Annotated in this window: 20 protein-coding genes; 12 read left to right on the top strand and 8 right to left on the bottom strand. The window is 67.2% G+C overall.

Features of this window, described 5'->3' with window-relative positions; translation table 11 throughout:
- Positions 1–20: 20 nt before the first annotated feature.
- From ftsE to G6N34_RS16220, 6 genes are read left to right on the top strand one after another with little or no spacing between them, the layout of a single operon-like run.
- Positions 21–710, top strand: coding sequence for a cell division ATP-binding protein FtsE (gene ftsE / locus G6N34_RS16245; protein ID WP_085148343.1), 690 nt, complete (start codon positions 21–23; stop codon positions 708–710).
- Positions 711–1,604: a permease-like cell division protein FtsX gene (gene ftsX / locus G6N34_RS16240; protein WP_085148340.1), complete on the top strand. Its 894-nt coding sequence runs from the start codon at positions 711–713 to the stop codon at positions 1,602–1,604.
- 9 nt (positions 1,605–1,613) lie between these two features.
- Positions 1,614–2,108, top strand: coding sequence for an SsrA-binding protein SmpB (gene smpB / locus G6N34_RS16235; protein WP_407663235.1), 495 nt, complete (start codon positions 1,614–1,616; stop codon positions 2,106–2,108).
- Between the two features lie 8 nt (positions 2,109–2,116).
- On the top strand, positions 2,117–2,950 hold the full coding sequence (locus G6N34_RS16230) for a DMT family transporter (RefSeq protein WP_234812722.1): 834 nt from the start codon (positions 2,117–2,119) through the stop codon (positions 2,948–2,950).
- Between the two features lie 56 nt (positions 2,951–3,006).
- Positions 3,007–4,227, top strand: a complete 1,221-nt coding sequence (locus tag G6N34_RS16225) for an ATP-binding protein (protein WP_085148335.1) — start codon at positions 3,007–3,009, stop codon at positions 4,225–4,227.
- Positions 4,224–5,258, top strand: a complete 1,035-nt coding sequence (locus G6N34_RS16220; RefSeq protein ID WP_085148332.1) for a tetratricopeptide repeat protein — start codon at positions 4,224–4,226, stop codon at positions 5,256–5,258. The genes G6N34_RS16225 and G6N34_RS16220 overlap by 4 nt, the downstream gene beginning before the upstream one ends.
- A gap of 15 nt (positions 5,259–5,273) precedes the next feature.
- Here the strand turns inward: G6N34_RS16220 and G6N34_RS16215 are convergent, their stop codons facing one another.
- The gene (locus G6N34_RS16215) at positions 5,274–5,546 is read right to left on the bottom strand and encodes a hypothetical protein (protein ID WP_085148329.1); all 273 of its coding nucleotides are present in this window, start codon (positions 5,544–5,546) and stop codon (positions 5,274–5,276) included.
- A gap of 118 nt (positions 5,547–5,664) precedes the next feature.
- Here G6N34_RS16215 and ligD point away from each other — a divergent pair, with 118 nt between their 5' ends.
- Entirely contained in the window at positions 5,665–6,633 is a 969-nt protein-coding gene (gene ligD / locus G6N34_RS16210) for a non-homologous end-joining DNA ligase (RefSeq protein WP_085148326.1), read from the top strand.
- A gap of 6 nt (positions 6,634–6,639) precedes the next feature.
- Here the strand turns inward: ligD and G6N34_RS16205 are convergent, their stop codons facing one another.
- From G6N34_RS16205 to G6N34_RS16190, 4 genes are all read right to left on the bottom strand, one after another.
- On the bottom strand, positions 6,640–6,948 hold the full coding sequence (locus tag G6N34_RS16205) for an STAS domain-containing protein (protein WP_085148324.1): 309 nt from the start codon (positions 6,946–6,948) through the stop codon (positions 6,640–6,642).
- Positions 6,948–11,108 carry a SpoIIE family protein phosphatase gene (locus tag G6N34_RS16200; protein WP_085148321.1) on the bottom strand — a complete coding sequence of 1,387 codons (4,161 nt, stop codon included), beginning with the start codon at positions 11,106–11,108 and terminating at the stop codon, positions 6,948–6,950. The genes G6N34_RS16205 and G6N34_RS16200 overlap by 1 nt, the downstream gene beginning before the upstream one ends.
- Positions 11,109–11,471: an STAS domain-containing protein gene (locus tag G6N34_RS16195; protein WP_085148319.1), complete on the bottom strand. Its 363-nt coding sequence runs from the start codon at positions 11,469–11,471 to the stop codon at positions 11,109–11,111.
- A 71-nt stretch (positions 11,472–11,542) separates the two neighbouring features.
- Positions 11,543–12,211, bottom strand: coding sequence for a PAS and ANTAR domain-containing protein (locus G6N34_RS16190; RefSeq protein ID WP_085148316.1), 669 nt, complete (start codon positions 12,209–12,211; stop codon positions 11,543–11,545).
- Between the two features lie 272 nt (positions 12,212–12,483).
- On the opposite strand from G6N34_RS16190, the gene G6N34_RS16185 reads away from it, so the two are divergent.
- On the top strand, positions 12,484–13,317 hold the full coding sequence (locus tag G6N34_RS16185) for an aminoglycoside phosphotransferase family protein (RefSeq protein WP_234812721.1): 834 nt from the start codon (positions 12,484–12,486) through the stop codon (positions 13,315–13,317).
- Positions 13,318–13,558: 241 nt separating this feature from the next.
- Here G6N34_RS16185 and G6N34_RS16180 read toward each other — a convergent pair whose 3' ends face one another.
- Positions 13,559–14,347, bottom strand: coding sequence for a TetR/AcrR family transcriptional regulator (locus G6N34_RS16180; protein ID WP_085148314.1), 789 nt, complete (start codon positions 14,345–14,347; stop codon positions 13,559–13,561).
- A 121-nt stretch (positions 14,348–14,468) separates the two neighbouring features.
- On the opposite strand from G6N34_RS16180, the gene G6N34_RS16175 reads away from it, so the two are divergent.
- From G6N34_RS16175 to G6N34_RS16165, 3 genes are all read left to right on the top strand, one after another.
- Positions 14,469–14,906 carry a hypothetical protein gene (locus tag G6N34_RS16175; RefSeq protein WP_085148312.1) on the top strand — a complete coding sequence of 146 codons (438 nt, stop codon included), beginning with the start codon at positions 14,469–14,471 and terminating at the stop codon, positions 14,904–14,906.
- A gap of 102 nt (positions 14,907–15,008) precedes the next feature.
- Positions 15,009–15,476 carry a hypothetical protein gene (locus tag G6N34_RS16170; RefSeq protein ID WP_234812720.1) on the top strand — a complete coding sequence of 156 codons (468 nt, stop codon included), beginning with the start codon at positions 15,009–15,011 and terminating at the stop codon, positions 15,474–15,476.
- 69 nt (positions 15,477–15,545) lie between these two features.
- Entirely contained in the window at positions 15,546–15,734 is a 189-nt protein-coding gene (locus G6N34_RS16165) for a hypothetical protein (RefSeq protein WP_085148310.1), read from the top strand.
- A gap of 153 nt (positions 15,735–15,887) precedes the next feature.
- Here G6N34_RS16165 and G6N34_RS16160 read toward each other — a convergent pair whose 3' ends face one another.
- Positions 15,888–16,586, bottom strand: coding sequence for an Ntn hydrolase family protein (locus tag G6N34_RS16160; protein ID WP_085148308.1), 699 nt, complete (start codon positions 16,584–16,586; stop codon positions 15,888–15,890).
- Positions 16,587–16,622: 36 nt separating this feature from the next.
- Here G6N34_RS16160 and G6N34_RS16155 point away from each other — a divergent pair, with 36 nt between their 5' ends.
- Positions 16,623–17,588 (top strand): lytic transglycosylase domain-containing protein, encoded by a 966-nt coding sequence (locus G6N34_RS16155; RefSeq protein ID WP_085148305.1) that lies wholly within the window; start codon positions 16,623–16,625, stop codon positions 17,586–17,588.
- Here G6N34_RS16155 and G6N34_RS16150 read toward each other — a convergent pair whose 3' ends face one another.
- Entirely contained in the window at positions 17,589–18,287 is a 699-nt protein-coding gene (locus G6N34_RS16150; protein WP_085148303.1) for an alpha/beta fold hydrolase, read from the bottom strand.
- Between the last annotated feature and the right edge of the window lie 37 nt (positions 18,288–18,324).

Raw genomic sequence — 18,324 nt, 5'->3', positions numbered from 1 at the left:
GGCTACACTGGCGTGCCGTGATGATCACCCTTGACCATGTCACCAAGCAGTACAAACAGTCGGCGCGTCCCGCGCTCGACAATGTCAGCCTGAAAATCGACAAGGGTGAGTTCGTGTTTCTCATCGGACCCTCGGGTTCGGGCAAGTCCACGTTCATGCGCCTGCTGCTCGGTGAAGAGCACCCGACCGCGGGCGACATCCAGGTGTCGAAGTTCCACGTCAACAAGCTGCGGAGCCGCCATATCCCCGGCCTGCGCCAGGTTCTGGGCTGCGTGTTCCAGGACTTCCGCCTGCTGCAGCAGAAGACCGTGTTCGAGAACGTCGCGTTCGCGCTCGAGGTGATCGGCAAGCCTGCCGACACCATCAATCGCGTGGTGCCGGACGTGCTGGAGATGGTCGGGTTGTCCGGCAAGGCCAACCGACTGCCCGCGGAACTGTCGGGCGGTGAGCAGCAGCGCGTCGCCATCGCACGCGCCTTCGTCAACCGTCCCCTGGTGCTGCTGGCGGACGAGCCGACGGGCAACCTGGACCCCGAAACCAGCAAGGACATCATGGATCTGCTGGAGCGGATCAACCGCACCGGTACCACGGTCCTGATGGCAACTCATGACCATCACATCGTCGACTCGATGCGCCAGCGCGTGGTCGAGCTGTCGCTGGGCCGTCTGGTCCGCGACGAACAGCGCGGCGTCTACGGAATGGATCGATAAGTGCGCTTTGGCTTCCTGTTCAACGAAGTCCTGACAGGCCTTCGGCGCAACGTCACGATGACGGTTGCGATGATCCTCACGACGGCGATCTCGATCGGCCTGTTCGGTGGCGGCCTGCTGGTGGTCCGGCTGGCCGACCAGTCCCGCGACATCTACCTCGACCGCGTCGAGACCCAGGTCTTCCTCACCAACGACGTGTCGGACAACGACCCGGGCTGTGACGCCGACCCGTGCAAGGCGTTGCGCGCGCAGATCGACGCTCGTGACGACGTGAAGTCGCTGCGGTTCCTCAACCGCGACGACGCGTACGAGGACGCGATCAAGCGCAACCCGCAGTTCAAGGAGTTCGCGGGGCGCGACGCGTTCCCGGCCTCGTTCATCGTCAAGCTCGAGAACCCGGAACAGCACCAGGATTTCGACGACGCGATGCGCGGCCAGCCCGGTGTGTACAACGTGCTCAACCAGAAGGACCTGATCGACCGGTTGTTCGCCGTCCTCGACGGACTGTCCAACGCGGCGTTCGCCGTCGCGCTCGTGCAGGCGATCGGAGCGGTGCTGCTGATCGCGAACATGGTTCAGGTGGCGGCGTACACCCGGCGTACGGAGATCGGGATCATGCGCCTGGTGGGTGCAAGTCGGTGGTACACCCAGCTGCCGTTCCTGCTGGAGGCTGTGCTGGCCGCGACGATCGGCGTGGTGCTGGCCGTGATCGGCCTGCTGGTGGTGCGCTCACTGTTCCTCGAACGCGCGCTGGACCAGTTCTACCAAGCAAATCTCATTGCGAGAATCGACTTCGCCGATATCCTCTACATCGCGCCGATTCTGTTTTTCGTCGGCGTGGTGATGGCGGGGGTCACGTCCTACGTCACGCTGCGCCTGTATGTCCGAAGGTGAATGGTAGCTGTGGCTAAGTCCAAGAAGGACGATGCGAAGAACAATCACAAGGTCGTCGCCACCAACCGCAGAGCCCGGCACAACTACACGATCCTCGACACCTATGAGGCCGGCGTGGTGCTGCAGGGCACCGAGGTGAAGAGCCTGCGGGAGGGGCAGGCGTCGCTGGCCGACGCGTTCGCGACGGTCGACGACGGTGAGATCTGGCTGCGCAACCTGCACATCCCGGAGTACTTCCACGGCACCTGGACCAACCACGCACCGCGCCGCAACCGCAAACTGCTGCTGCACCGCAAGCAGATCGACAACCTGGTGGGCAAGGTCCGCGACGGCAACCTGACGCTGGTGCCGTTGTCGCTGTACTTCTCCGAGGGCAAGGTCAAAGTCGAGTTGGCGTTGGCCCGAGGCAAGCAGGCCCACGACAAACGGCAGGACCTCGCCCGCCGCGATGCGGACCGCGAGATCATCCGAGAGATGGGGCGCCGCGCCAAGGGCATGAACTGATCGGCCTGGTGTTCGCGCTGGTCTCAGCGCTCGGCTACGGCGTCAGCGATTTCGTCGGAGGGATCGCCTCGCGCCGTATCGCTGCCCTGCGCGTGGTCCTGGTGTCCTATCCGGTGGCCATGGTGCTGCTCGCGGTGATCGCCTCGGTGGTCGGCGGGCACATCACCACGCCGGCCGTCGTGTGGGGCGCGCTGTGCGGCGTGAGCCAGGCGTTCGGGGTCTGGTGGTTCTACGCCGCACTTGGGGCCGGGCCCATCTCCGTGGTGTCACCGCTGACCGCGATCCTCGTCGCGGGCGTCCCCGTGGGCGTGGGTCTCGCGCTGGGGGAGCGGCCGGGCCTGCTGGCCGGTGTCGGAATCGTGATGGCACTGCTGGCGGTGCTTTTGGTCAGCCACGGTGCGGGCGACGCTGATTCGACCCCACATCGGTTCACCGCCAAGGTGGCGTGGTTGACGCTGGGGTCGGGGGTGGCGTTCGGGCTCAACTTCGTGCTGATCGACCAGGCGCCCGTCGAGGCCAAGCTGTGGCCGCTGGTGTTCGCGCGGATATCCGCGACCGCACTGGTGTTTCTGGTGGCCGCATTGACGGCGAATCTGAAGCTGCCCACCGGGGTGCCGATGCGGCTGGCATTGGCCGCGGGTGTGCTCGACACGGTCGCCAACGTCGCGATGCTGTTGGCGCTGCAGGCGTCGATGCTCTCGCTGGCCAGCGTGCTGATGTCGCTGTATCCCGCGGCCACCGTGATTCTGGCCATGGTGGTGCTCAAGGAGCGGATCACTCGGTGGCAGGCCGTCGGCATGGTGGCGGCACTGGCCGCCGTCGCACTCATTGCCGTCGGCTGACACCTCCGAGCTTCAGTACGATCGAAACGGCTGAGCAACGAGGTGGGGAGGTCTCAGTGGCGCAGGAGGCGTTGATTCGGGAGATCGAGGCGGCCGTGAACCGGGCGCCGGATGTGGTCGAACTGCGGCTTCATCTGGCCGAATTGTTGGCCACCGACGGCAGATACGCCGAGGCCCTGACGCACTGCAGCACCGTGCTCTCGCAGGACGCGGCGAACAGGACCGCCCTGGTGCTGCTGCAGCGATGCACCGCCGCCCTGGCGGCCCCCACCGACGAGAAGGCGCCCCCGCCCGTCGAATTCGACTGGCGGGCCGCCGAGGAACAGGTCGCAGAGATCATCGAGCCTGAGTTCATCGAAGTCGAACACGCTGGCGCGGGGATCTCGGACGCCGACTACGACGTGGTGCAGCGCCCCGACGTGCGACTGGCCGACGTCGCGGGCATGGCCGATGTGAAGAGGCAGTTGGACCTCGCACTGCTGGGGCCCATGCGCAACCCCGAGGTCGCCAGGGCCTTCAACCTCTCGGCGCGCGGCGGACTGCTCCTGTACGGACCACCGGGATGCGGCAAGACGTTTCTGGCACGGGCTGTTTCGGGTGAGATCGGCGCCTCGTTCTATCCGGTCGCCATCTCCGACGTGCTCGACCTCTGGCTGGGCAACAGCGAGCGGGCGCTGCACAACATCTTCGAAGCGGCCCGCCGCAACGCGCCGTGCGTGCTGTTCTTCGACGAGATGGACGCTCTCGGCCTGCGCCGCAGTTCGCTGTCGAACAGTTCGGCGCTGCGCGTGGTGGTCAATGCCCTGCTCGCTGAGCTTGATTCGGCGACGTCCGACAACGAGGGCGTCTACGTGATCGGCGCGACGAACATGCCGTGGGACATCGATCCCGCGCTGCGTCGTCCCGGCCGGTTGGACCGGATGATCTTCGTGTCACTGCCCGACGCCGAGGCCCGCGCCGAGATCGTCCGCCTGCACCTGCGTGACCGACCGGTCACCGCGATCGACCTCGGTTCGGTCGTGGCGCGCACCGAGGGTTACTCCGGCGCCGACCTGGCGCAGGTGTGCGCCACGGCAACGCAACTGGCGATGGCGGATTCGGTGCGCACCGGGCAGGTCCGGCCGGTGTCGATGCCCGACATCGATGCGGGGTTGGCCCAGACCCGGCCGAGCGCCGGACCGTGGTTCGACGTGGCACGCAATGTCATCGAGTTCGGCAACAGCGACGGAAGCTACGACGATCTCGCGAAGTATCTGCGGCGGAAAAAGTTTCGGTGACTCAGGCGCGCGCCGAGGATCCCGACCGCGCGGTGGCAGTTGCGCAGCAGTACCTCGAGGCGCGCAGCTACACCCGTGCGCAGGAGATCCTGCGTTCAGCGCTGACGATCTCGCCGCATCATGCCGGTCTGCTGACGGAGTTGGCCCGGACCCAGATGTACCTCGGCGATCAGCGCGGTGCCGCGGACACGGCCTATGCGGCGATGGGGCGGGCACCACAGGACACCTACCCGATGCGGGTCTATGCGCTGGCATTGGCCGGCCTGAACCGGCACGACGATGCGCTTGCCGTGGCGTGGCGGGCCGTGCACACCGACCCGCAGGGCGTGGCCAACCACCACGTCTACGCGGCGCTGCTGTGCGAGGCGGGAAGGGCACACCAGGCGCTGCCGGTGATCGTCGAGGCACTGCGACGCAACCCCGCCGACGCGGATCTCCATGTGGCGCACGGCAGAATTCTGAGGGGCCTCGGTCGGCGCGAGGAGTCCACCGGGGCGTTCCGGGAGGCGCTGCGCCTCGAACCGGAGTCCAGTGACGCGCTTCACGATATCGCGGTCAACAGGATCAACCGGGGCCGCTGGTTCAGCGGTGTGCACGGCCTGATGGCCGCCGCCCGCCTGGACCCTGCCGTCGGCGACCTGGCCCGCAGCAACATCGTTGTGGCAGTGCGCACACCGCTGCGGCTGCTGACCGGATTTGCTGCGGTACTGCTGATCTTCGCGAGTCTGGCGGTGATCCCGCAGTACGAGGGCCAGTCCGTGCCCGGTATTCGGATCGCGGTCGGTCTCGCCGCCGTCGGCTACGTGCTGCTGCTGGTGTGGGTGGGTCGACGGCTGCCCCGGCAGGCGTGGCGACTGGCGTGGCGGGCTCGAAGGTTCTTCGCCGTGCGGATCGTCGTGCTCACCGTCTGTGGGATGTATGCGCTGCTCGGTGCCGCGGGAGTGCTTGTCCCCGTGCTGACGTGGGCGACGTTCTGGCTGATGTGCGCGGTACTCGTGGTGATCGTGGTGGGCTTGATCGTCCGCGGCTGACGGGTGTCGAACGGATCAGCCGGCGTCGACACACCCGGCGATCGCCGACGGCATGTCGATCCCGGCAGGCGAATCGCGGAACATCAGCTCGCTGGAGAACCGTGCCCGCACCGCCTCACGGCAGGATTCGGTCATGTCGGCCGAGCCTGAATTCTGGGCGATGCGGTGCGCATCCGCGCTGACACCGCGACCGATGTCGTAGGAGTGCCGGTCATGCGAAGTGCCACATCCGGTGCATGCCAACGCAATCGCGGACGCGCAGAGCAGCAGGGCGGGCCGGGTGATCATGGCCGGGAGCCTAGACGATGGTCGCAGGAAATGCGCGACGTAGGCGTCAATTGAGCGGTGTCGGCACGGATTCCGGTCGCTGAAGACGTGGCTTCGCATGGGGTCGTAGGGTGGGGACATGAGCGGCGGGGAGCAGCGCGCCGGTGTCGAGTTGACCAACCTCGACCAGCAACTCGGACCGGACGCCGGGGCGACCAAGCGCGACCTGATCGACTATCTCGACGCCATCGCGGACAGGATGCTGCCCGGCCTGGCGCACCGGCCCCTGACGGTGTTGCGGGTGCTGCGGGGCCGAGAAGCGTTCATGCAGAAGAACGTGCCGAAGTACACCCCCGAGTGGGTGGCGACGGTCCCGGTCTGGGCGGAGGCCTCGCACCGCGAGATCCGGTACGCGCTGTGCAACGATCGCCGCACGCTGCTGTGGTTGGCCAATCAGCGGGCCATCGAGTACCACCCGGCGTTGGGACTGGCCGAGGACATCTACCGGCCAACGCACCTGATCATCGATCTCGATCCGCCCACGGCCGACGATTTCCCGGCGGTCGTCGCGGTGGCCCACCTGGTGCGACGCGTGCTCGACGACTGTGGCCTGCAGGGTGCGGTCAAGACCAGCGGATCGCGGGGCCTGCACGTGTTCGTGCCGATCGACGATTCCGCGCCCGTCGATGACGTGGCGGCGGCGACACGGGCGATCGCGGCGCGGGCCGAGGCCCTCGATCCCGACATCGCCACCACCGCGTTCATCGTCGATGACCGCGGCGGTCGGGTCTTCGTCGACTCCACGCGGTCCGGTGGCGCGACGGTCGTCGCCGCGTACAGTCCACGCTGGCGACCGGGCCTGCCGGTGTCGTTTCCAGTGGCGTGGTCGGACCTGGGCCGGATCCAGCCGGGCGACTTCACGGTGCACACCGCTGTAGGCCTCGCCGACGCACGCGAGTCGTGGACGGAGGCGATGCCGTCGGCGCAGCGACTGCCCACCGACCTGATCGAGCAGGGCCGCACCATCCCGGTCGCACGGGTCGCCGCCATGCATGAAGGGAAGCGCCGGGCCAGGGCACGTCGCGCCGAGTCAGGTGCCCCGGACTGACTGACGTCACGGCGCGGAGCGAACGGACCCGACGTCGCTGAGCCCGCTGATCTTCAACACGGCCATCAGATCCGGGTGCGCCACGATGTCGACGCCGTCGACGTGGTCGAACAGCACGTTGATGGCGCCGCTGTCGAGATAGGAGACCTCGCTGAGGTCGAGGGTGACCCGAGTCCCCTTCGGGGCCGACGCGCGCGTCTCCGTGACGGCCGCAGAGAAGGCGGCGATGTTGCTGAGATCCAATTCGCCCACGGCCGCCAAGACTGGAGTGCCGTCCGGCAGACGACGGTTGCGCAGGTCCAGCGGGGTGGCCATCAGGCGATCCTCGCATTCAGATGGACGGTGGTGCCGGTGTGATCCGGTTCAATGTCGATGTCCTGCATCAACGCGCGCATCAAGCTGATTCCGCGACCGCGGAACGACGTGACGGCGGTGGCGGGGGCGGGTTGCGGTTTCACCCACCTCCCGGTGTCGATCACTGTGAGCTTCAATCGATCAGCCCAGGCGGTCGCGCGCAGGCACACCGTGCCCGGGGTGTCGCGATGGCCGTGCTCGATCGCATTCGCAATGGCCTCGCCGGTGGCGATCAGGACGTCGAGAGCCTGGTCCCTGCCCACGCCGGCCCGCTGCAGCCAGCCGCGGAGGGCGGTCCGCACGCCCGCGAGTTGTGCTGCGTCAGAGGCGAATTCCAACTCCAAGGGGGCCGGTTGTCGATACAGCAGCAGCGCGACGTCGTCCTGGTAACCACTGTGGGGGGCCAGATTCGCCATCAGCTGCTTGGCCAGCCCGTCCAGCACGACGGAGCGATTGTCCTGCACCACATCGACCGCCCGCGCGATGCCGTCGTCGAGCGATTCACGCCGGCGTTCCACCAGGCCATCGGTGTAGAGAACCAGAGTCGCGCGCGGTCGAATGGTCACACGGGCCTCGGGGCGCGCTCGGTGTTGGGGCAGTCCCAGCGGTATCGCGCGGGCGTCCTCCAACAGTTCGGTGGACAGGTCGGCATGGACCAGGATCGGCGGTGGGTGACCGGCGCAGGAGTAGACCAGTTCGCCGGACTCCGGGTCGAGCACCCCGCAGAAGACGGTGGTGCAACGGGCGCCGGGCAGATGCATCGCGAACCGGTCCAAACCGGCCAATGCCGCTGCGGGACTGAGATGTTCGAGCAGCAGTGCGCGACAGGCGCTGCGCAGTTGGCCCATCACTGTGGCGGCCGACAAGCCGTGTCCGACACAGTCGCCGACGACGAGTCCGATCCGGCCGTCATCGAGGTTGACCACGTCGTACCAGTCGCCGCCGACCTGCAGCGGCCGGCTGGCGGGCTGGTAGCGGACCGCGAACCCGCTTGAGACCGCAGGCCCGAGGATCGCGTGCTGCAGTGCCAGTGCGGTCTCGCGCTGCTGGTCGAGCAGATGAACCCGCTGCAGTCCCTGGCCGAGGCGACCCGCCAGAACGGTCAGCAGCGTGCGCTCTTCGGGGGTGAACGCCCTCCGCTCGCGAAGTTCGACGTAGATGACCAGAACCCCGCGCGGATGCTGCAGTGCGATGCCGGCCGTGCCGGCGTCACTGGTGTCGGCCACCAGCAGGTCCCCGTGCGACAACCGCGTCAGGGTCGCACGCGTGGACTGAGCGAGATCGGCCCATTCGGCGGAATCGCCCACCGAGAACAATGAGGGCGCCGCGTCCACGTCGTCTCTCCCGGGCAATGTGACCGCCAGAACGCGGTCGGAGTTGTAGACGCGCTGCAGGCCTTCTGCGACGGCCAGTACAGCGCCGTCCAACGTCTCCGCTTGTGCGAGTTGTTCGCTGAGCGCCGCCAGTGCGGTCTCGCGCTGGGCCTGGTAGTGGTCGGCCGTGACGTCGCGCAGCGTTCCGATGGTGACGCGCCTGCCGGTGTCGGGATCGTCGGCGTGGTTGAACGTTGCGGTGACCCACATCCGGTGCCCGTCGCGATGAATGACGGGGACCGCGGAGAGGATGCCGTGCGGCTGTTCCAGGAGGGTTCGGAACGCCTCTTCGCTCTGGCGGTTGGCGTCGGGGTCGGACCCCTCGGAAGGCCACCACGGATGCCGCTGCTCATAGGGCAGTCCGCTCGCGTCGTATCCGAGGATCTCGGTGAACGCAGCGTTGATCTCGATCACCGACCCGTGTTCATCGCAGAGGAAGAACGCCTCCTGCAGGGAGTCCACCAGGGCTGCGCGCCAACGCGACTGGTGGTCGCGCAGGCGGGCCAGGTGGACGATGGCCCGGGCCCTGGCCAGCAGTTCGGCCGCGGTGAATGGTTTAACCAGGTAGTCGTCGGCTCCGGCCGCGAGGCCGGTGATCGATTCCTCCTGGCCGGCCCGTGCGGACAGCAGAAGAACGGGCACCAACGCCGTCCGCCGGTCCGCCCGCAGTGCACTGACCAGCGCCAGCCCGTCCATGCGTGGCATCATCACGTCACTGATCAGCAGATGGGGTACGTCGGCACGGACCGCTTCCAAGGCCTCGCGGCCGTCGACCGCGGTGTCGACGCGATAGCCGTCGCTGCGCAGCAGGCGCGCGAGGTACTCGCGCATGTCGGCGTTGTCGTCGGCGACGAGGATGCGGGTCTGCGGCGCTTTCTCCTGCGCCGGGGAGGTGTCGGTTCCGGGGGCGGCGCTGTTGTCGGGTTCGGATCCGCTGGGCAGCCAGCGCAACACCTCTTCGATGTACGGTTGTGCGCCGTCGCCGCTGGTGCGCGGGGCGGAACCGGCTGCGACCGCCGCGGCAGGCAGGTGGGCGGTGCCGAACGGCACACGGATCGTGAAGGTCGTGCCCTCGTTCTCGGCACTGACGGCGTCGATCGTCCCACCGTGCAGGCCGACGAGTTCCTTGACCAGGGCCAGACCGATCCCGCTGCCCTCGTTGGAGCGCGCGTACACGTTCTCGATCCGATAGAACCGCTCGAACAGCCGGGACTGCTCGGCTTCCGGAACCCCGATCCCGGTGTCCGCCACCTCAATCACCGCGGCGTCCCCGTCGCGACGTGCCGTGACGGCGATGCTGCCCTCGCAGGTGAACTTCAGTGCGTTCGACAGCAGATTGAAGATCACCTTCTCCCACATGTCGAGGTCGAGGTGCACGGGCATGTCCAGCGGCGGGCAGTCCACCTCGAAACTCAGCCCGGCGCGATCGACCGCGGAGCGGAACACACTCGCCAAATCGGCGGTGACCGTGCCGATGTCGACTGGGTGGTAGGCGGCCTGGCCCCGGCCGGCCTCGATTCGTGAGAAATCGAGCAGCGAGTTCACCAGCTTTGCCAGCCGTAAGCCGTTGCGCCACACGACGTCCAGCTCCTGACGTGCCTCAGGCGTGAGGTCCGGGGACTGCCGGAGTGCGTCGACGGGGTCAAGGATCAGCGTCAGGGGGGTGCGGAACTCGTGGCTGATGTTCGAGAAGAACGTCGTCTTGGCCCGGTCAAGTTCGGTCAGTTCCTCGGCCCGCCGCTGCTGCAGTTGATAGCTGCGCGCGAGGCCGAGACCGGTGGCCACGTGCGAGGCCACCAGCGCGACGAAGCCGCGGTAGGCGTCGTCGAGCCGGCGATAGCGGTTGAGTGTGGCCACCAGGAATCCGGACGGTGAACCGCCCTGCTGCTGCAGCGGGACCACGAGGGCGTGCGTGGGAGGATCCGGCCAGGCGCCAGTCGGCAGGTCGGGCAACCGGTGCTCGTCGAGGTCGACCAGGACGGTTTCGCCGTGCGCCGGCGGTCGCACTGGCCACAGGGTGTCGTCCCCGGCTTCCAGACGGTCGGGCGCCGCGGCATGGCCCGCGGGGACGCCGCTGGTGCCGGCCAGTCGGGCGTTGCCGTCGTCGTCGAAGAGATATGTCAGCGTGAACGGCAGGTCGCGCAGGTTCTGGCTCAGCTGGCGGTCGGAGAAGGCCAGGATCTCCTCTTCATTGCGGACGACACTCAGGTCCGAGCCCAAGTCGCGCAGCGTCGACATCCGCCGCTCGCCGATCACCCGGTCGGTGTCCTCGCTGACCACGCACAGCATTCCGACGACCCGGCCGTCGTCGTCGCGCAGCGGACTGTAGGAAAAGGTGTGGTAGGTCTCCTCGATGTATCCCGAGCGTTTCAGCAACAGCAGCAGCGCGGTGTCCCAGGTCGCCTGACCGGTGTCCAGCACCTGATGCACCCGCCATCCGATGTCATCCCAGATCTCGGCCCACACGTCCCGCGCGGGCCTGCCCAGCGCCCACGGGTACTTTTCTCCCAGGGTGGCGCGCCGGTAGCCGTCGTTGCAGAAGAACGTCAGATCTGGCCCCCAGGCCATCCACATCGGGAACCGTGACGACAGCAGAATTCCGACCGCCGCCTGCAGGCTCTGCGGCCACTGCTGCGGTGGCCCCAGTGGCGTCGCGTCCCAGTCCACCTGCCCGAGATCCCGGCCAACCTCACCGCCGTCGGCGAACACCCTCGATGACGGTGAGCGGTCGGGATCGCGGGCGCTCATCTAGTCTCGGCCGTCGTCGTGGGTGGCCGCGGCAACCGTGTCGTAGAGGTGGAGCACCTCGTCGAGCTTGGTCACCTCGATCGGGCGCAGCACCTCGGTGTTGCTTGCCGCGAGCCGCACCGTGACCCCCTCAACGCCGCCCCGCTCATGGCAGTCCAGCACCGCGCTGAGCCCTGCACTGCCGAAGTACTTCACGCGGTCCAACTCGATGACGAGAAGCCTGCGCTGCGACGTCGCGGCGGCGCCGCGCGCCTCGTCGAGATGTGCGGCCAGTTCACCCACGTTGCCGGAGTCGACTTCACCCTCGGCCGACACGACGATCGCCCCGTCGTGGACGTCCTGCCGTATGTCCAGTTGCCCCACCGCCGTGAACCTGTCCGCCCTCGATCCGTCACTGGAAATCGATCATTGCGATCAGTATGTACCCGAAATGGTCACCCGTTAGTGCGGGTGTGTGCGGTGAGCAGCAGGTGGTCGAACCGGCGGCGCAGTGCGTCCGAGCCGAGATCCTCGGCGCTCGCCGCGGCCACCACCTGGGTCGCGAGCGTCCGGAGCTTGGTGTTGGTGTGCTGCGACCGCCACTGGAGCAGTTCGAAGGCCTGGTCGGCGCCGATCCGGTAGACCAGCATCAGCATGCCCTTGGCCTGCTCGATAGCCGCGCGGGACCTGAACATGCCCGGCAACGTCTCGAGTGCGTCCCGCCGGGCCTGGTCGACGGTCGGGGTCAGGTCGACGTAGTAACCCTCGGTGCCCACCACCGCGCCGCGATCGTCGACCATGCGGTCGGCGAGCACGAGGACGGCGTGTTCCTGCCCCGCGGTGTCGATGAACCTATGTCGGCTGGAGAACGACCCGCCCGAGTGCAGCGCCTTGTCGAGAAGCTCCTGAACGTGCTGCCGGTCCTCCGGATGCTTGTGTGACAGCAGCAGTTCGGTGGTGGGGGTCACGGTTCCGGGCTCGTAGCCATGCATGCGTGCCACCCGATCGGACCATTCCCAGCGCTGGCTCAGGAACCAGAACCGGAAGCTGCCGACACTCAGATCCCCGGCGGCCTGGGCCAACGCGTCGGTCTCGGCGTCCGGAGCGGATGACGGGTCGGGCATGGGGCCATTATTTCATTCACGTCTGCGCCAACGGAGTGCGAACGGCTGCAACCGGAAGGTTCACGAGCGTGTTTGACAGCCGTTACCGGAGGTCGGATGTGCGGCCACCGTCGTCAGTGGCGCAGGAAGCGCACGCGGGCGACTCGAGGTCGAACTGACCGCACGTGGGGCAGATGAAGGGGATCATGGGGGGGTCGCCTTCCAGGTCATGGGAGCGCTGATCTTGACGCAGCGTGGTTGGCCTGTACCCCCGGGCCCCTACGGTGAAACACGTGGGTGACGTGGTCGGCGCTGTCGTGGACAGCCTCATGGAGCAGTGGGATCTTCGCCCCGACGGCCCAGCCATCCACGGTTCCCGTTCCCTCGTGGTGCCGGTGCGCACGTCGGCTTCCCTGCCGGCCGTGCTCAAGGTCGGCGGGCCCGATGCGCCGGACAGTCAGGAGCACCTTGTGCTTCGGCGGTGGGCTGGTGACGGCGCGGCGCGTCTGCTGCGGGCCGACCCACGTCGGCGCGCGCTGCTGCTCGAACGCCTGCAGGCGCGCAGCCTTGCGGCGGTGCCCGACGTCGAGGCCTGCGGTGTGATCGCCGATCTGTACCGACGCCTGCACGTACCGGCCATGCCGCAGCTGAGCCCACTGGGGTCCCAGGTCCAGGACTGGGTGCGCGACTTCGGGGCACTGCCTCGCAGCGCGCCGATCCCGCGCCGCCTTGTCGAGCAGGCGAGCGCACTGGGACGCGAATTGGCTGGGGAGCGCGTCGATTCCGAGCGGGTGCTGCATGGCTATCTGCATTACGGCACGGTGTTGGCCTCCGATCGCCAACCGTGGCTGAGCATCTCGCCTCGGCCCCTCAACGGCGATCCGCACGCCGAGATCGCGCCGATGCTCTGGCACCGCTGGGACGATCTTGCGGGTCATATCCGCGACGGTGTTCGGGCGCGGTTCTGGGCGCTGGCCGACGCCGCGGGTTTCGATGAGGACCGTGCCCGGGCATGGGTGATCGTGCGTGTGGTCCATGAGGCGACGCGCGAATTGGCCAGGGGCGCAGCCGCAGACGGTGCGGCATTGACCCGGTTCGTCGCGATCGCCAAGGCGGTCCAGGATTAGGTGGGTGACGGCCTGGCCCGCACCGCCACCAACCCGGACTCGGCGTGCCACCAGGATGACCGACGCGCCCTGCGCGGCGAGCCTGCCTGCGGCCACGGCGCCTGCCGCGCAGGTTGATGCGCGGGCGGGTCCGCCAGCGCGGCATCGGACGAAGGCCATCCGCATGGCCCGCTTGATCTGTGGAATCACTGTCCGCCTCTCTGGCGGGGCCTGGACCGGCGCTGTCAATCCAGGGGCGCGGTCAGCGGGGGCGCAGCAGTTCGGGGGATTCGCAGGAGCGGTCGTGGAGCGCGGCTGTGGTGGTGCAGGAGGTTCCGTCGGCATAGGTGAGGGTGGCGGTGAGACCAGTGAGAAGAAGGTCGAGGCCACGGTCGAGTTCGGCGGCTCCGTCGTAGGTGGCCAACGCAGGTGCCACCGAACGTATGTGGGGGAACTCCGTGATCGGCAGCCGATGGAGCCCGAGCTGGAGGACATGATCGGTCTCTTCGGGTCTCTCGATGACCTCCTGGAGTTCGGTCAGGATGTGGCCGTGCAGATAGGCGAAAAGCACCCGGTAGACGCGGAGGGCGTCTTTGCTGGCGAACCCGTTGGAGGTCAGCAGGGCGAGGATGTTCTCAAGGGGCCGCAGAGTGCCCGGTGGCCGTTGCCCAAGTGGGGTGGCCAGAGGCCGGGTGACCAGCAGCGGCACCACCTTGGGGTGGTCGAGGGCCAACGCGCGGAATCGATGTGCGACGGCGCGCAACTGGCCCGACCAGTCTCGGTCGGCGGTGTCCACCGCAAGCTGACTCAAGACGATCTCGGCCACCCCGTCGAGGACGGCGGCTTTGTTTGGTAGGTGACGGTAAAGCACTGTCGTGTCGCGGTTCACGGCGTCGCTGAGTCGGCGCATCGACAGTGCGTCGACGCCGTCACGGTCGATGATCTCCAGTGCTGATCGCAGTATGAGGGACCGGGTGATCTGACCGTTCTTGCGGTCGAGAGCCTCCGATGACTCGCCGTCAGAGGGGCCACCAGTCGGTTGCTGCGTCATCAATGCCTCCTTATATGACACTCCGCCCACACTGTAGTCCCACGTTGTGTGTCAACGGTGTTGACAAGGGCTGCGCTTCGGCGTTGACTGAGGTATCTAGCAGGGAATACGAGGCGTCGCCATGATCGTCATCATCGGATTGGCAGTTCTGCTCGTCGCGGTGATCGTCGGAGTCTTGGGAGTGCTGAGCAACGCCGGTCCTGCGCACCCGTTGACCGACAATTTCGCTGTGTTCGGCTATCACGTCACCGGGTCGACGGGCACGCTCTTTCTGTTCGGCATCGTGGTCGGTGCCGTGGCCATGTTGGGAATGAGCACGCTGTTGGCCGGTGCCCGGCGCACGGCGGCCCGCGGGCAGGACGCGCGGCGTGAGCTCGCTCGATCCCAACGCGAGACGGCATTCATCAATCGCGACCGTGCCACCCTGCTGGAACAGCAGAGCCTGGATCCTGCCTACGGCGAAGGTGGCCAGGCTGGCTCGAATCGACCTGGACTGTTCCGTCGTTGGTTTCGCGTTCGGCAGCCGACTGAGTCCAGTCAGCGCGACGTCAACCTGTAGCGCGATCGCTCAAACACCGAGGGAAGGAAGCTGTTGGCCCCGTCACAGGCAAGAGTCCGCCACACGCCCGCTCGTCACACACTGAACCAATGAGGAGTCACCATGACCACCAACACCATCGTCCTGCTCGTCATCGTCGCGATCATCGCAATTCTGCTGATTGTGGCAGTCGCCTGGGTGTCGCGTAACAAACGTGCCGAATCCCACCGTGTCGAGGCTGGCGACATCCGTGACACCGCCGCCGAGCAGTCGCACCGGGTTGGGCAGCAGGAGGCGCTCGCCGAGGAGACCGCGGCCAAAGCCCGCGCCGCTCAAGCCGAAGCCGACGCCAACGCAGCGCATGCGACGGGTTTACAACACCAGGCGCAGGTGCGGCGCACAGAGGCGGCTTCCGCGCGTGACGAGGTGAACGAGGAATTCGACCGTGCCGACAAGATCGACCCGGACACGCATCGTGATGACACATCGCGTCCGAACTCCACAGGCCGTCCGAACCCCTCAGGCAATGGTGCGGATCGAAGTGCGCCGACAGGCAGGCAGGCGCCGCCTGCCATGCCCAGGAACAGGTAGACCCCACCGGCTGCAGCTGCTGACCAATCATGTTGCCGCTCAGCTGCCCCCAAAAAAGATAGGACAATCATGACCACTCGCCTCGGCGGCTTCTGGTACGCACTACAGCATCCGCTGGGTCCGTCCCGGGAGCTCGACTCACACGCGGATCGGCAGAAGAGCGTCGAGAAGTTCATCCGCGAGATGAGGACAGAAGAGAATCCCGATGTGGAGCCGGTTGGAACTCTCGCCGGCATGACCGCCCCGTTTGCGAAATAGGCCGCAGGACCTTCTGGTCTCCTGGCTTGAGGACGTGCTTGTCTGCGACGCGGCGAACCTGATCGACGACTTCGTCTGGGATCCACCGCGACTGTCACCAACGGTGATGTTGTTCGGGCTCGGTTGTTGTTCAGGGTCCGCGTCGCCGATCAACTAGCCGAAGAGGTTGTCGAGCGTTTCCCGCTCGCGGTCCTTCCATCGGCTCACCTGTTCGCGGACCTCGGCGACCTCGTCGGGATCGAGGTGGTGCGCCTCCTCGGAAGTGATCCTGCACAGGTCCATCGGGCCACCCACGCTCGGCGACGAGACGGCCAGCGCGTCGAGCACCCGCAGCACGCCCAGCAGGCCGTAGTCGACTCCGCGGTCGGACATCGTGAAGTTCTCCATCAGCGTGTAGGCCTGCTGCGCCATCGGTGCGCCGCTGCCGATTGCCTGGAATCCGGTGTCCTCGTGACGGCCGATCAGTCCGTGCGGGTCGATGTCCGCGATGAAGGGCTGGCCTCCGGTGTAGCCGGCCGCCAGCAGATACGTCGCCGGAGTGGCGCCGCTGGACTTCTGCGCTGGGACGTTCTCGATGAAGTTCTCGTAGTGATGTTTGAGCACGGGTACGGCGCGCGCCTGCAGGGCGCGGCCGATGTCGTCGGATTCGAGGATGGATTCGGGCTCGGACCCGAAGATCTGCTCGAGGTCATGAAGCACCGCGCGGGAGCCGCTGCCACCCCACGCCGCACGCTTACCCAACGCGTGCAGCTTCTGGTCGGGGTAGGTCAGTCCGCGGCCGGGGTCGGTGATCTGTGAATCCGAGCCCATGACCAGACCATCCGCACAGCGCAGGGCGATGACAACGGTCATCTGATCGATGCTGCCATAGTCGAGGGTGTGCGAACCATGACCACAGCGTCTTGCTGCGGGACGCGCTCGGCGCTTCTCGTCGCTGTTCTGCTGGCACTCGGCGGGTGTTCGAGCGCGGAGGATCCAGCGGCCCCGTCACCCACCACTTCCGCGACCTCTTCGAAGACCGAGGCGGCCGCCCCGTCGTCGACGCCGGAGGTCCCGCGCGGGGAACTGGCGGAGGACCCCGTGCAGATCGCCGATGACCTCGTCGACGACGACCGCACGCTGCGTGACCCGTCGTCGTCGGAGGCCGCCCGGGCCGCGGCCGCGCAGCGGCAGCAGGCGGCCTATCGCATGCTCGGACGCGATCTCGACCGGGAGTCGATTGTGCGGACTCGGATGCCGCCGGGGCTCTTGGAGTGCTATGACCGCAACATCGACGCGCGCCGCAACCTCGCCGCGTTGGGGCAGAGTTCCGGCATCCGCGACACGGTGCCGGCGTGGCGGATCGTCACACCGGCGCCGGCCGATGAACTGCTGGCGCACTACCGCGAGGCGGAAGCGGCCACCGGAGTGCCCTGGGCCCACCTCGCGGCGATCAATTTCATCGAGACCGGTTTCGGCCGCATCGAGGGCACGAGCACCGCCGGTGCTCAGGGGCCGATGCAGTTCATGCCCACCACGTGGGCCGAATACGGTGCGGGCGGTGACATTCACGCCCCGCGCGATGCCATCATGGCGGCGGCCCGATTCCTTGCCGCGCAGGGTTTTACGGCCGATCGCGACAACGCCTTGTTCCGCTACAACAACTCCGACAGATATGTCCGGGCGGTCAACGACTATGCCGCGGTGATGGACTCCGATCCGGCGGCTTTTCGCGGGTATCACCGGTGGCAGGTCTACTACGTCACCACCGCCGGCGATGTTCTGCTGCCCCTTGGCTACTCGGAGACTGCGCCGATCCCGGTCGCGGAGTACCTGGCCCGTCCATCGGCTTCTCCACCGAGGCCGACACGCTGATTAGCTACACACCTCGCACGCTACCTGTCGAATGAGGGCTGCCGTTTCAGCCGAACGTGACATGTACACGGCGTGGCCAGCAGCCACCTCGACCGTTGTCGCACCGGCGCGCTTCGCCATCGCGCGCTGAGCTGACGCCGGAATCATGCGGTCCTCGGTTGCGACCAGGTACCAGCTGGGCTTGGTGCGCCATGCGGGCTCGGTGACCGGGTCCCCCATAGCCTTCGCGGCGAACGGCACCTGCGCGTCGGCCAGAAACGCGGCGTCTGCAGCGGGCAGGTCAGCACCGAACGAACTGTGGAACCCGTCCCGGTCCTGAAACAAGAACCCACCGGGCGCCGACACGAGCGGCGACTCGGCAGCGTTCGGGTCGCCGTAGAGTGTCGTCACCGACTCGCCGGTATCCGGCGCAAAGGCGGCGACGTACACAAGGGCGACGACCTTGGGGTGCGTGCCCGCCTCGGTGATGACCGCCCCGCCGTGAGAGTGCCCCACCAACACGACCGGCCCGTCCTGCGCGTCGATGACCAGCCTCGTCGCGGCGACGTCGCCCTGCAGCGACAAGTTCGGGTTCTGCACTACGGCAACGTGATAACCGTCCCGCGTAAGCAGGTCGTAAACCGCACGCCACGTCGACCCGTCCACAAAAGCGCCGTGAACCAAAACCACGTTCCTCGATGCCAAAAAGCCGGTACCCATCACCTCAGAAACCGGACTGCGGGCCGTTCCATTCCGA

It is taken from the genome of Mycolicibacterium confluentis (assembly GCF_010729895.1).
Taxonomy (GTDB): domain Bacteria; phylum Actinomycetota; class Actinomycetes; order Mycobacteriales; family Mycobacteriaceae; genus Mycobacterium; species Mycobacterium confluentis.
Note: the sequence above shows the minus strand (reverse complement) of the source record. Positions and strands in the feature narration are given on the sequence as shown.

Excerpts from the sequence above, each read along its gene's own strand:
- G6N34_RS16165 (WP_085148310.1), top strand. The coding sequence starts at position 15,546 with ATGACCACTCGCCTCGGCGGCTTCTGGTACGCACTACAGCATCCGCTG.
- G6N34_RS16215 (WP_085148329.1), bottom strand. The coding sequence starts at position 5,546 with ATGATCACCCGGCCCGCCCTGCTGCTCTGCGCGTCCGCGATTGCGTTG.
- G6N34_RS16200 (WP_085148321.1), bottom strand. The coding sequence starts at position 11,108 with ATGAGCGCCCGCGATCCCGACCGCTCACCGTCATCGAGGGTGTTCGCC.
- G6N34_RS16170 (WP_234812720.1), top strand. The coding sequence starts at position 15,009 with ATGACCACCAACACCATCGTCCTGCTCGTCATCGTCGCGATCATCGCA.
- G6N34_RS16190 (WP_085148316.1), bottom strand. The coding sequence starts at position 12,211 with ATGCCCGACCCGTCATCCGCTCCGGACGCCGAGACCGACGCGTTGGCC.
- G6N34_RS16180 (WP_085148314.1), bottom strand. The coding sequence starts at position 14,347 with ATGACGCAGCAACCGACTGGTGGCCCCTCTGACGGCGAGTCATCGGAG.
- G6N34_RS16155 (WP_085148305.1), top strand. The coding sequence starts at position 16,623 with ATGACCACAGCGTCTTGCTGCGGGACGCGCTCGGCGCTTCTCGTCGCT.
- G6N34_RS16205 (WP_085148324.1), bottom strand. The coding sequence starts at position 6,948 with ATGGCCACCCCGCTGGACCTGCGCAACCGTCGTCTGCCGGACGGCACT.
- G6N34_RS16150 (WP_085148303.1), bottom strand. The coding sequence starts at position 18,287 with ATGGGTACCGGCTTTTTGGCATCGAGGAACGTGGTTTTGGTTCACGGC.
- G6N34_RS16160 (WP_085148308.1), bottom strand. The coding sequence starts at position 16,586 with ATGACCGTTGTCATCGCCCTGCGCTGTGCGGATGGTCTGGTCATGGGC.
- G6N34_RS16175 (WP_085148312.1), top strand. The coding sequence starts at position 14,469 with ATGATCGTCATCATCGGATTGGCAGTTCTGCTCGTCGCGGTGATCGTC.
- ftsE (WP_085148343.1), top strand. The coding sequence starts at position 21 with ATGATCACCCTTGACCATGTCACCAAGCAGTACAAACAGTCGGCGCGT.
- ligD (WP_085148326.1), top strand. The coding sequence starts at position 5,665 with ATGAGCGGCGGGGAGCAGCGCGCCGGTGTCGAGTTGACCAACCTCGAC.